At 35.8% G+C, this 13,698-nt stretch carries 9 protein-coding genes and 1 pseudogene; 7 read left to right on the forward strand and 3 right to left on the reverse strand.

Translation table 11 applies throughout. The annotated features are described in order from the left end of the window. The first annotated feature begins 99 nt into the window (after positions 1-99). The 7 genes and pseudogenes from ACJZL3_RS00405 to ACJZL3_RS00435 all read left to right on the forward strand — a co-directional run bounded on the left by ACJZL3_RS00405 (position 100) and on the right by ACJZL3_RS00435 (position 7,064). Entirely contained in the window at positions 100-885 is a 786-nt protein-coding gene (locus ACJZL3_RS00405) for a hypothetical protein (protein WP_010082602.1), read from the forward strand. A 79-nt stretch (positions 886-964) separates the two neighbouring features. Then, positions 965-1,918 carry a D-alanine--D-alanine ligase gene (locus ACJZL3_RS00410; protein ID WP_419198795.1) on the forward strand — a complete coding sequence of 318 codons (954 nt, stop codon included), beginning with the start codon at positions 965-967 and terminating at the stop codon, positions 1,916-1,918. After that, entirely contained in the window at positions 1,899-2,657 is a 759-nt protein-coding gene (locus tag ACJZL3_RS00415; RefSeq protein ID WP_419198796.1) for a cell division protein FtsQ/DivIB, read from the forward strand. The genes ACJZL3_RS00410 and ACJZL3_RS00415 overlap by 20 nt, the downstream gene beginning before the upstream one ends. Before the next feature lie 1,115 nt (positions 2,658-3,772). Beyond that, positions 3,773-4,879, forward strand: a complete 1,107-nt coding sequence (locus ACJZL3_RS00420; RefSeq protein WP_010082605.1) for a D-alanyl-D-alanine carboxypeptidase family protein — start codon at positions 3,773-3,775, stop codon at positions 4,877-4,879. Positions 4,880-4,993: 114 nt separating this feature from the next. Next, positions 4,994-5,293 (forward strand): DMT family transporter, encoded by a 300-nt coding sequence (locus ACJZL3_RS00425; protein WP_419198797.1) that lies wholly within the window; start codon positions 4,994-4,996, stop codon positions 5,291-5,293. Between the two features lie 16 nt (positions 5,294-5,309). After that, entirely contained in the window at positions 5,310-5,654 is a 345-nt protein-coding gene (locus ACJZL3_RS00430) for a DMT family transporter (RefSeq protein WP_419198798.1), read from the forward strand. A 266-nt stretch (positions 5,655-5,920) separates the two neighbouring features. Then, positions 5,921-7,064 (forward strand): annotated as a pseudogene (locus ACJZL3_RS00435) (transposase). 141 nt (positions 7,065-7,205) lie between these two features. Here the strand turns inward: ACJZL3_RS00435 and putA are convergent. From putA to secB, 3 genes are all read right to left on the reverse strand, one after another. Next, positions 7,206-10,346 (reverse strand): bifunctional proline dehydrogenase/L-glutamate gamma-semialdehyde dehydrogenase PutA, encoded by a 3,141-nt coding sequence (putA, locus tag ACJZL3_RS00440; protein ID WP_190321123.1) that lies wholly within the window; start codon positions 10,344-10,346, stop codon positions 7,206-7,208. Between the two features lie 134 nt (positions 10,347-10,480). After that, entirely contained in the window at positions 10,481-13,066 is a 2,586-nt protein-coding gene (gene acnA / locus ACJZL3_RS00445; protein ID WP_419198799.1) for an aconitate hydratase AcnA, read from the reverse strand. A 14-nt stretch (positions 13,067-13,080) separates the two neighbouring features. Next, the gene (secB, locus tag ACJZL3_RS00450; protein WP_006279761.1) at positions 13,081-13,584 is read right to left on the reverse strand and encodes a protein-export chaperone SecB; all 504 of its coding nucleotides are present in this window, start codon (positions 13,582-13,584) and stop codon (positions 13,081-13,083) included. Positions 13,585-13,698: the final 114 nt, after the last annotated feature.

Genomic DNA, 13,698 nt, shown 5'->3' on the forward strand with positions numbered 1-13,698 from the left:
TAGTATCGATTAATTTAAGGATTAAGGAAAAAGGCTTATTGACTTTTGAAATATTTGATTATAAAACTAGCTGTTAGCATTAAATCTTGGGGGTAAGTTATGAGTATAAATAAAAGAGAAACCATTAAAAAGATTGAAGGGTTACTTTTTCAAGCGAACGGTAATCTTGAAAAAGCATGTGATCTATTATCAACAGTAGAGTTAACCGAAGATGATATTAAAATATTGCTGGAAGAGATGATAAAAGAGTATCATAGCTTGTTTGAAAAGATTTCTTGGAGTTGTGGAATTACTGCAGGCAGTGCACAAGATGCCAACGCAAGCAGCTTCAACGAAGTTTTTAAGCTAGGTTCAAAAGAGTTAGCATTGGCAATGACGTCAGATCTCAGAAAGTCTTATGATCAAGAATTATTTAAGAAATATAAAAAAGAAGAAATGTCTTATCCTGAAGGAGAAGGAGTACAATTTATTAGAGAATTGAGAGTTCTAAGTAGAATACTTACTATATCTTTAATAAGGAAACTTGATGAAGTTTACAAGTTTACTCCAGAAGAAATTGAGCGTTTGAAGGAATATATGTTAGTTAGCAACTATGATATAAGCAAAAGTCTTTCTGATATAGACAAATATATGCATGCACTATCTGCCTTAATTAGAAACTCTTCACTTGATACAAAAAAGATATTTGAGCTAAATAATCGAATGATAATACACACTACAGCCTTAATTGATTTAGTAACTAGTGGAGTAGTGAAAAAAGAAGAAGCAAAAGAACAATCTGCTGAGGATTTAGAAAAGCTTATCTGTGAACAGTATAAAGGTGCAGCAAACACGCCACTACCGTTGCAGAGCACGCTATTTGAAGTGGATAAAAAAAGTGCTTGAAGAAAGTTTATAGTTAGCCAAAGTAGGTATTTAATAAGCTTAATGTAACCATTATGTATGCTATATAGCAAAACATAGAATGCTTATGATTCCAACTATAGCAATTTTAAGTGGTGGATTTTCTTGTGAGAGAGAAATATCGCTTATGAGCGGAAAAGCAGTGAAGAAGGCGCTCGATAGCCTTTCATATAATGCAATAGAAATAGATGTTGACAGCAATATTGCTGAAAAGCTTAAAAAAATTAATCCGGGCCTTGCTTTTATCGCTCTGCATGGACCTTATGGTGAAGATGGCTGCATTCAAGGTTTATTGGAAATCTTAGGTATAAAATATACACACTCAGGAGTTATGGCTTCTGCCGTTGCTATAAATAAAGTGATGTCAAAGCATATATTTCGATCCCTTAATATCGACACTCCAAAAGGTTATGTAATTAGCCGAGAAGATGTACTAAAAAATAATATTAAAATCGATTATCCGTACGTCTTAAAACCAATTAATGAAGGTTCAAGTATTGGAGTGTACATAATTTTCTCGCACGAGGATTACTTAGAACTGAAAAATAATAGTTCTACTATAATGGAAAAGATGATCGTAGAAGAATACATACCGGGCATAGAGTTACATACTGCTGTATTGCTGGATGAAGCAATTGGCACTATAGAAGTACGACCAAAAAATAAATTCTATGATTATGAAGCAAAGTATACAGATGGATTTGCAGAACATATATTTCCTGCTAAAATTCCTGACAATATATATAAAATGACCTTGGAACACGCACTGAAAATACATCAATTTTTAGGATGCAAAACTATTTCCCGCTCAGATTTCCGTTATAATCCTAAAAATAACACTTTAAAAATGCTTGAGATTAATACACATCCTGGCTTTACTGAGTTATCGTTAGTGCCAGAAATTGCAAAATTGGCAAAAGGAATCAATTTTAATGAATTAGTTAAAATTATTATTGAAGATAGTTTGCGGCACAAAAATATTAGGGATTTAAGTCATGTTGAGCAGTATTACTAGAAGCCAAAGGAGTTTTTTGCGTAAGTGTGCCTTGGTTGTTATCACAGCACTTTTTCTTACGCTAATACTTTACAGCTCACTTGATAAAATAATAAATCGATTTAATTACTACTTTACTTGGTACAATGACTGCCTATCTAGTTTATTACTCAGTAGTGGATTTTCAATCGACGAAGTAGTCGTGAGCGGCAATAAATTTACAAACAAAAAGGATATTCTAAGTTTGACAGATAGAACGCAACCTATCCTGTATATATCACTTTCAAAACTTGCCGGTAACATACAATCCGTAAGCAGATGGATAAAACACGTAAGAGTTCACAGAATTTTGCCCAATACTCTACACATTAATATAGATGAGCATAAACCGTTTGCTCTCTGGAAAGATAATAACAAAACCTCGATAATTGATTTTGAAGGTAAAGTGATCGTAGATGACTATCTAGTAGATGATCTTGTTGTAATTACAGGACAAAACTCATTATCAAACCTAGAATTTGTTAAAGATGTGTTAGAGAGTAAAACTCAATTAAGTGACCACATTTCTTCTTTTGCTTATATAGGGAATAGAAGATGGAATATCATACTTGATAACGATTCCACAGTAAAACTGCCTGAAGATAACCCTTATAGTGCATGGGACTATTTAAACCACTTACACAATACAACTGATTTTACTTTCAGCGATTGGAGTATTATTGATATGCGTATTACTGATAAAATCTTTGTGAAGAGGTGATCTGCTGTAATCCAAGTAGCCCCTTTTCCTGTCATCCCAGTGCCCAGACACTGGAATCCCGCCGCGAACCGTCATACCGCGATTCATTTGCGGTATCTCTTAACATAGATCCCTTATTTAACCGCCATACCTTAACATAGATCCCGCTAACACGTAGCGGGATGACGAGGTTATCGTCATGTCACCGCGAACCGTCATATCGCCACGAACCGTCATACCGCGATTCATTCGCGGTATCTCTTAACATAGATCCCTTATTTAACCGCCATACCTTAACATAGATCCCGCTAACACGTAGCGGGATGACGAGGTTATCGTCATGTCACCGCGAACCGTCATACCGTCACGAACCGTCATACCGCGATTCATTCACGGTATCTCTTAACATAGATCCCTTATTTAACCGCCATACCTTAACATAGATCCCGCTAACACGTAGCGGGATGACGAGGTTATCGTCATGTCACCGCGAACCGTCATACCGTCACGAACCGTCATACCGCGATTCATTCGCGGTATCTCAGCCGCTAACAAGAGATCCCGCTAACACGTAGCGGGATGACGGTTGTCGTTTAGCTATAAATATTTAAGAAATTTACCAAACGAAAAAAAAGGCAAAAGAAGCCGCGTGGTTGGCTAATTACTTACATTATACTTTCAAGTATGGCGTTTTTTTATTCTAAACGCTTAATAACCGCGATTTAGCTGCTTTTTAATGCAACTAACCTTTAGTCATAAATGTTTAAGAAATTTACTAAACAGAAAAAAAGGCAAAAGAAACCCTAGGGTAGCTAGTTATTCACTATCCATTTTTTAAGTTGGCGTTTTTTTATGTTTTAAATGCTTTATAAGCGCATTTTAGCTTATATTAGGTAAAAACCTAGAAATTTTATAAAGACATAAGGTGCACATAGTGCAAAAAATTAAACATGAGACGCCAGATACGTGAGTTTTTTTGTCATTTAATCTGTACAGAGAAGATAAATAAATAGCTTCAGTTTCATGATAAGGGGGCTGGCGAGGTTTGTCAAGGAATTTTTATGCAAGAGATCTATTGAAATGCCCCTGTAAAATTATACTATTAATTAGTACACTATAAATTTAAAATTATAGATATGTTAAGCAGATTGGTAATTTTGCTATTAGTTTTTATACTTCCTTTTTCTTCATACTCATACCAGTTTAGAACCAAAGCAAAGCAAGCAGTAGTCTTAGATTTAGCTTCAGACTCATTCATTTTTGACCATAATTCTGATGAAAAAATGGCCCCATCTTCAATGAGCAAGCTAATGACTTTATATATAGCCTTCGATTATCTAAAAGCTGGAATAATACACATGGAGGATAAATTTCGAGTAAGTAGAAAAGCGTGGGAAAGGAGAGGCTCTTCTATGTTTTTGAAAGAAGGTCAATCCGTTACGGTGAGGGAATTACTTGAAGGAATTACAATAGTCTCAGGCAATGATGCCTGCATAACACTAGCCGAGGGCATTGCAGGATCAGAAGAGAATTTTGTGGCTGAAATGAATGAAGTTGCACAAAATTTGAATCTGAATGACAGTCATTTTGTCAACTCAAGCGGGTGGCCAGATGAAGATCATTTTATGAACGCAAAAGACTTGGTAATGCTGGCAAAAAGGATTTTCACCGATTTTCCTGAATATTATGATTTATTTTCCGAACAATATTTGACATATAATGAAATTGTACAAAAGAATAAAAATCTTCTACTTTTTCACGATATTGGGGTTGATGGCTTAAAAACCGGTTATACAAATGCTGGTGGTTACGGCATTGTAGCATCTGCAAAACGAAATGATAGGAGAATTTTTGCTGTCGTAAATGGTTTAAACACTGAGAAAGAGCGGATAGAAGAAGCAAAAAGATTGATACAATACTCCTTAAATCATTTTAACACTAAGAAAATATTCGTTAAAGACAGCGTAGTTGAGGAAGTAAATGTTCTCTATGGAAAAGATAGAAAAGTGCCTATTACAGTTGCAAACGATGTTACCATAACTTACAACCGCAAATTGCATGACCAAATTAAGGTGCGTATTGAATATAAAGATATGATACCTGCACCCATTAAAAAAGGTCAAGAAGTGGGCAAAGTTTTTGTAGAAATACCAGGTATTGAGCAACAAACTACACCACTTTATGCAGCAAATGACGTGCAGGAATTGAATTTCGTAGAAAAGTTTTTTAGGATGTTGTTTTAAGTTTGATATTAAAGCAATTCCGAAAGAGAGATCTATTGCACTTTAGTGTAGTTTTAACTAACAATTTCTGTTACAATACAAGATTGAAATGTTACGAAAATGTGCTGGTTGTATTTGTTGCTGTCTAGTATCCTAGAGATACTGTGGGCTGTAACGCTAAAGTTTAGTAACAGTTTTACTAAAGTTGTGCCTTCGATTGCAACATTGGTAATTATGATCATTAGCATTTACTTTTTATCTCTTGCAGTATGCTTTCTACCTATTAGGGTATGCTATGCAGTTTCCTCTGGAATATGCACAATTGGAATAACTATAATTGGTGCAACCACTTTCACAGAGAATATTAATTTATCTCAAGTTTTATGTATCGTTTTAATTGTAATAGGAAGCATAGGGCTAAAGCTCTCTATTTAAACCTAAAAATTTATGCATGAATTGGATATATTTACTCTTATCGTCACTAATTGAAGTGTTCTGGGTCATAACACTTAAGCATAGTTATGGATTTACTCATCTCGTACCATCAATAATTAGCATACTCTCCATGGCTCTTAGTACATATTTACTTTCGCTCGCTACACGTTCTATACCTATCGGAGTATGCTATGCAATTTGTACTGGAGTGGGCGCTATAGGAGCTTCGATACTTGGAGTTTACCTATTTGATGAACCAGTTAATTTATTCGAAGTAATATGCTTTATTTTAGTTACATTCGGGATTATAGGATTAAAATTGTTTGATACTGCAAAACAAACTGTTGATAAAATGGAATAAAAGATCCCACTGGGATGAAAGAAGCAGATACTCCATATTGTCATGCAAATTGGAATCCAGACTTTTTTCTATATAGCATGGTGAAGACGGGAAACCGTAACCGTTCACACAATGGCGTCAACTTAAGGAAAAATGTCAGAGATTGTGTATAAAATTTCTCTCCAAATTTTTTATCATTAAATTATCCAAAGAGTGCAAGGGACAGCACTTTTGTTTCTGTTTTATTTCAACAAAGAAGTCTAAAATGTGTCCTTTTTAGGTGAAATATGCAAAAAGGAAAAAACCTTATTCTACAAATTAAAAATATAATATACTCGAAAACTTTTCAGAAAATCCATTGTGTTGAGTTTTACACGAACAAGAAAACTTCCTTTTTCGACAGTATTTTCTATGATTTTAAAGTTAGTTAAAAAAAGTTTGGGAATAGAATGTGAACTTATGGAGCCATTGACATGTACCCTCAAAGCAAGCTTTTTCTAAAGCAAGATATAAGATTTGCCATACAGGCTTTCAAGAATTTAAGCATCCAAACAGCCTATCAGGATGAACCTGAGTTGGAGAGGCTATAGACTTATTGCAGCAGATGGTTCTGGTATGAGATTACCCAGCTCTGGGGAAATTGTATCCGAGTTTGAACCAAATGGAACAACAGGCACCATTGGCAATTTGTTTGTTGATTTGTGTACTTCGCTGATTTGCAGTGCTCGTCTTGCAGCTTGGAATATAGGTGAACAAACGTTGGCGGCAGAGCAATTACCCGAAGTTATCACTCAAATGCGTTTATTAAATCAAGAGAAATTATTATTTATCTATGATCGTCTTCAGTAAAATTCATTCAGCAGCATTATAATTTGGAAGTAGATTTTATTTTTCGCTTGCAAAAAAGAAATTATAGTAAGCTATGGGAACGCTGGCGAATTAGATTTTGATTTTATATTAGAAAATGAAAAGCTAAAAAATAAAATGAAAGGACAGAAAGTAAGAGTTATAGTGCTGACATTAGCCAACTGAGAAACAGAGTTTTTGACCGAGACTTTGGAGCAAAGCTTATGTGTTAAGGTGGCACATAGAGGAGTGCTATAAACGACTCAAAGTAGGAGCAGAGTTAGAGAATTTTTCTGGAGAGGCTGTATTACAAGAATTTTGGGCAAACTTGGTCATGTGCAATATATTATCGCTTCATATATGTGATGCACAAGGGCCTTGGAACCCAGATCAAATTACTGAGTATCGTTTAAATTTTTCAGTTTTATTTAGTGTAATGAGACAGAAACTCTATCAGGTACTTATTGCGCCAAAAAACTTTCAAGCCCTTTTTAAGTATACGCGCTAAAGTTAAAATCCGACCGGGACAGCCGCAATAAAGTAGATAAGCCTAAACGCCATCATGTCTTTAGGAGAGTTTGCTAATGAAAGTTCTTAAGTTGACGCCATTGGCTGAACGGATACGATTTATTTCAGTGCATGAGCTGGTCCTTTTCGGGTTTTAGCGCTGTGTACATAACTGCACGAACGTCTAGTTTAGGGGTAAGAAAAATTAGGGCCCGCAAATTAATCCAAACACATAAGTGTAGTGTTACCACCAAATGCTGTAGTGTTAACACTTACAACTTTTTCTGTAGAAAAACGCTGTAAATAATGAGGACCACCAGCTTTTGGCCCAGTGCCAGATAGTCCTCTACCACCAAATGGTTGTATCCCAACTGCTGCACCTATCTGGTTACGGTTGATGTAGACATTTCCAACTGATATTTTTTTACTTATAGTGTCAATTTGACTTTGTATACGACTCTGCAAAGAAAACGTAAGCCCATATCCAGTACTATTTATATCACTTATAACTTCATTTAATTGTGACTTGTTAAAACGTATGATATGTAAAATAGGACCAAATACTTCTTGCTTTAATTGCGAAATTTTTTGTATCTCATAAATATATGGAGGAAAGAAATAACCATTATGAGAATTTGTATCCATGGGTACTTTAAATAACAGATTTGAATCTTCGTCCTCTGACATTTTTTGCGTATGTTGAGTTAGCATATCGATAGATGCTTTGTCAATTATTGGACCAATATCAGTACTAAGTTGTATTGGGTCACCAATCTTGAGTTCTTGCGCTGCACCGCATATCATTTTTATCTGCTTCTCTGCTATGTCCTCTTGAATAAACAGCACTCTAAGTGCAGAACAGCGTTGACCACTGCTACGAAACGCAGAAAGCAAAGCATCCATAGCCACTTGCTCTAAAAGAGCAGAGCTATCAACTATCATAGCATTGAGCCCTCCTGTTTCAGCAATAAGTGGCACAATAGGACCATCCCTATTTGCAAGCATTTTATTGATTATTTGAGCAGTTTGTGTTGAGCCAGTAAAAGCTACTCCGGCAATTCTATTGTCTGGAACTAATATTTTGCCTAAATATCCACCATCCCCAGGAATGAGGTGTAACACATTCTTTGGTATCCCAGCTTCATGTAGTATCTTAACAGCTTCGTAGGCAATAATCGGCGTTTGCTCTGCCGGTTTTGCCAGCACTGCATTACCTGCTGCAAGTGCAGCTGAGACCTGCCCAATGAAGATAGCGAGCGGAAAATTCCACGGTGATATGCATAAGAAAACTCCTCTGCCTTCAAAAAAGATGAAGTTATCTTCACCTGTTGGGCCCGGCAATTTTTTCCAGTCGCTCAGTTCATTTTTTGCTATCATTGCATAATAACGCAGAAAGTCGATTGCCTCTCTTACTTCTGCTATTGCATCGGATAAAATTTTTCCTGCTTCCACAATCAGAATGTAAATTAACTCTTTCATCCTTTCCTCAAGCAAATCTGCAGCTTTTTCAAGGCATTTAGCGCGCTCTTCTGCTGAAACATTCTGCCACTTAGCAAAAGCACTGTGTGCTATTTCAAGAGCGTTTAAAGCTTGATCGCTTGTTGCACTTGACACTTCTCCAATTACATTTTCCAAATGTGCAGGATTCACTACTTCGATAAATTCAGCATTATCAAATAGTGCTTTTCCATCAATTATTGGTCCAATTTGCCACTTTTTTTCACTAAAACCCTTTATATCATCTGCAAATTGTGAGACTATCACAGAATCACTAATATCCATCCCCAAGGAATTTTTTCTTTCTGGTCCCAAAATATCTTGTGGTAATGGAATGCCTGGATGAGGTTCATAATTAAAATTTATAGCTTTTTCCAGTGGATCTGAAATTAACTCATCGATTTTAACGTTAGGATCACTTATTTGATTAACAAACGAACTATTAGCTCCATTTTCAAGAAGGCGTCTTATAAGATAAGGCAACAAGTCACTATGTTCCCCAACGGGTGCGTAGACACGACAGCTAACATTTGTTGCAAGCTCTGACATTGCATAATCATATAAGTCTTTTGCCATTCCATGTAAGCGTTGAAATTCAAATCCAGGGTGGTTTTTATCAGCAAGTTCCATGATAGAAGCAAAAGTATAGACGTTATGAGTTCCAAAGCATGGGTAAAAGCTGTTTGGTTTACTCAAAAGTTTCTGTGCGCACACGAAGTAAGATACGTCAGTATAGCTTTTTCTTGTAAATACTGAGTAATCATTTAATCCCAATTCTTGCGTACGCTTGATTTCTGAATCCCAATATGCACCTTTTACAAGCCTCACCATAATTTTGTGCTTTGATCGGATAGCAACATCTTCAACAAAGTCAAGAACAGATAAAGCGCGCTTTTGATATGCTTGCACAGCCAAGCCAAGCCCTTCCCACTCAGAAAGTGATTCATCAAGCCGTAATTGTTCAAACAAGATTAAGGACATTTCAAGCCTTTCTGTTTCTTCTGCATCTATGCATAATGAAATGTTGTATTTTTTTGCTTCATGACAAAGCTCTAGCAGTTTAGCTCTCAACTCTTCAGCTATATTATCGAATTGACCAAATTCATAACGTGGATGTAACGCAGACAATTTGATTGAAACTCCATGCGATTTAAAACAATCATTTATTTCAGTGGATTCACCTATAGCTTTTATTGAGTGCATGTATGAATTAAAATACTCTTCTGCATCTTCAGCTGTGTGAGCAGTTTCGCCAAGCATATCAAAAGAGTATAAAAACTTACTATTGTCATCTAGTTTTGCATACCTTAAAGCTTCTTCTATGGTTTCTCCAACAACAAAATGATTACCAAGCATAGACATTGCTTGTTTTACTGCTTTGCGAATGATCGGTTCTCCTAAATTCTTAAGTAACTTAGAAATTGCGTAATAGAACTTCGAATCGCCTTCATTATCTCTCAATATACTGCTACCTATCATCAAGCTCCATGTGGAAGCATTGACAAACAACGAAGAAGAGTGCCCTAAATATTTATTCCATTCCTGATTGGCAATTTTATCTTTGATTATTTCGTCTATTGTATAATCATCTGGTATTCTAAGTAGTGATTCAGCAAGGCACATCAATGCTATTCCTTCATCATTGGAAAGCGAGTATTGCTGCATAAAGGAATCTACAATACTTAATTTATTGTGTTTGATTTTTTCAATAACTTGTTTTGCAATATTATAAATTCTATTTTTTGAATCAGCCGAAAGCTCTGCTTTTTCTACAAGATAACGTATATAACTCTTTTCATCAGTACGATAAAATCCTTGTAAACGTTTTCTGAGTTCATTAGGTTCTTGTATAGAGCTTATCATATATAATTATCTCCAAAAAATACTCCGACACCATATGTATGGTGAAATTATATCATAACTTTGCGCAGAGCAAATTGCTATTTACAAAGGGATCAGGGCTGGCTAAAAGAAGTCCATGCAATAACTTCACTAAATCAAAAAGATTGTGCAAGTATGTAGCTCAACACTCCACCACACATCAAGTATTTAGTCTCAGTTGCGGTTTGTACACAGCATTTGAGTTGAATTGATTGTTCAGAATTATCCTTTCCTTTGATGATACATTCTAGATTTCCACCTGGCACTATTTCACCTTTTATGCTTATTACCTTACTACCATCAAATATCTTTCTGGTTATTCCATTTTGGAATATAAGTGGAAGAACACCCATACCAACTAAGTTGGACCTATGTATACGCTCAAAGCTTTCTGCAATTACAACTTTAATCCCCAACAATAAAGTACCCTTTGCTGCCCAATCCCTACTTGAACCTGTGCCATACTCCTTTCCTGCCACAATGATGAGAGCTTCCTTGTAGCGCATCGCCGCATCAAAAATTGGCATAGTTTCTTGAGAAGGAATATATTTTGTATATCCACCTTCGGTGCTAACCATTTCATTTTTTATTCTAATGTTAGCAAAAGTCCCACGCATCATTACATTGTGATTACCACGGCGAGACCCGTATGAATTGAAATCCCGTGGTTCAATTCCAAGCCCTTTTAAATATAGACCGGCAGGACTACTCGAGGCAATATTTCCCGCAGGGGAAATATGATCAGTAGTTATGCTATCGCCAAACATTGCTAATATTTGTGCACCCTTTATATCGATTTTATTATTTTTAGGTGATAAGTTATCAAAATAAGGCGGATTTTGTATGTAAGTACTGTTTGCATCCCAATTATAGATTTCACTTTTTTCACACTTTATCTTCCGCCAATGTTCATCACCAGAAAAAACATCCTTATACTTTTGTATAAACATCTCACGTGTTACCACACTTTTAACACAATCTTCGATTTCATTGTTTGTTGGCCATATATCTTTGAGATAGACATCATTTCCATTCTTATCTTTGCATATTGAATCTTTTGTCAGATCAATTTGCACAGTACCAGCAAGTGCATATGCAACAACAAGTGGCGGAGATGCCAAGTAATTAGCTTTGACTAACGGATGAATTCTTCCTTCAAAGTTACGATTGCCAGATAAAACTGCAGCAACGGTTAAGTTTTTGTTTTTAATGCCATCTTCTATATCTTTATTAAGTGGACCAGAATTCCCAATGCAAGTTGTGCAACCATATCCAACTAGATTAAAACCCAAAGCATTTAGATCTACCTGCAATCCAGACTTTTCTAAATATTCTGTTACAACTTGTGACCCTGGAGCAAGAGAAGTTTTAACCCAAGGCTTTGATTTTAATCCAAGTTTAATTGCATTACGAGCTACAAGACCTGCAGCAATCATCACACTTGGATTTGAAGTATTAGTGCAGCTTGTTATTGCTGCAATAACTACACTTCCATCTTGGAGTTTATCGCTTTCCTTTGACTCATTAACTGAAAATGATTTAGAAAAAGACTCTGCCACTTGTGAAAGAAAAACCTTATCTTGTGGTCTTTTAGGACCAGCCATTACTGGCTTCACGCTCGATAAATCAAGTTCTAGTGCGTCAAAAAATGCTAACTCATTATTGCCACGCCACAATCCTTGCTCTTTCGCATAAGCCTCAACTAACTTAATCAGCTTTTCTGGTCGCCCTGTTAAATGTAAATAATCGAGTGTTTTCTGATCAATTGGAAAAAACCCACAAGTTGCACCATACTCTGGGGCCATGTTTGCTATAGTGGCTCTATCTGCCAAAGATAAATAATCTAAACCATCACCATAAAATTCTACAAACTTACCAACAACGCCTTTTGTTCTTAGGATATTGGTAACCGTCAGCACTAAATCAGTCGCAGTTACTCCTTCCGGCAGTCTGCCAATTAATTTAAATCCAACTACTTCTGGAATCACCATACTAATTGGTTGACCAAGCATCACAGACTCAGCTTCTATGCCTCCAACACCCCAACCAAGAACTGATAACCCGTTAACCATTGTAGTATGGCTGTCAGTACCAACTAAAGTATCAGGATATATGACTCCATCATTATTACACACAACTTGCGCTAAATATTCAAGGTTCACTTGGTGGCAAATCCCTGTGCCAGGCGGCACTACTCTAAAATTTGTGAAGGACGATTCTCCCCACTTTAAAAATTGATATCTCTCCAAATTTCTTTTTACTTCTAACTCAACATTCTTACTGAATGCGGAAACACTTCCATAACTATCTACTTGAACAGAATGGTCAATCACAAGATCAACCGGTACAGACGGATTTATATTGCTTGGGTTTCCTCCATTTTTCTTAACATAGTCCCGCATTGAAGCTAGATCAACAACAGCAGGAACCCCTGTAAAATCTTGCATCAACACCCTTGCTGGTTTATAGCTAATTTCGTGATTAGTGTGTTTATTAACGCAGTCTGCTAGTACTCTTATGTCATCTAGCTTTACGTTTACTCCATCTTCATTGCGCAATAAACTTTCAAGCAGAACCTTAAGTGAGCAAGGCAATTTAGTCACATCTATTCCTAAAAATTCACTAGCACTACTTAGGCTAAAATAGTTGTATGACTTCCCGTCAATGTTTAAAGTCGTTTTTGCATTTAAAGAATTGCTCATCCTATCACACTATATTAGTTAAAATTGGAATTACTACCGTTACTTTTTTGTTGTTGACCTTGCTGCTCATACATAGTTTCAAAATCTATAGGATCTAGCATCAGTGGGGGAAATCCACCACTACTTGTAACTCTTGCAATTATTTCTCTTGCAAAAGGGAAAAGAAAAGTAGGTCCGCCAATAAACAAAGCTTGTCTTACCTCTTCCTCACTCAACTCTTTTAAATTTTCTATTGAAAAAATGCCACAATATTTCGTCTCACAAATGAAAGCTACACCATCTTTTATGCCTTCATCTTTTACCGTTGCTTTGACTTCTATATGCAAAGTAATTTCATGAAAAGATTTTTCTTCATTCACTTCTTCTTTGTTTTTCGTCCCTTCTAATTTTGCTGAATTGATATTAACCATTACATTAATATCTGGAGCTTTACTAGAAGAAAGGAATGGCGAATTCGGATTCTCAAATGATAGATCTTTAACATATTGACCGTGAATTCTCATTTTTTGTTGTGGCATTTCTTACGTCTCCTTTAATTAAGTTGAGATATTTAATACTTTCTTATATAATATATTCATTTACAAACGAATAGCAAACCTGATTATAAGTTGATATGAAAAACATATTTTCAT

This window comes from Wolbachia endosymbiont of Rhagoletis cingulata (assembly GCF_048537655.1).
GTDB classification, from domain to species: Bacteria; Pseudomonadota; Alphaproteobacteria; order Rickettsiales; family Anaplasmataceae; genus Wolbachia; species Wolbachia pipientis.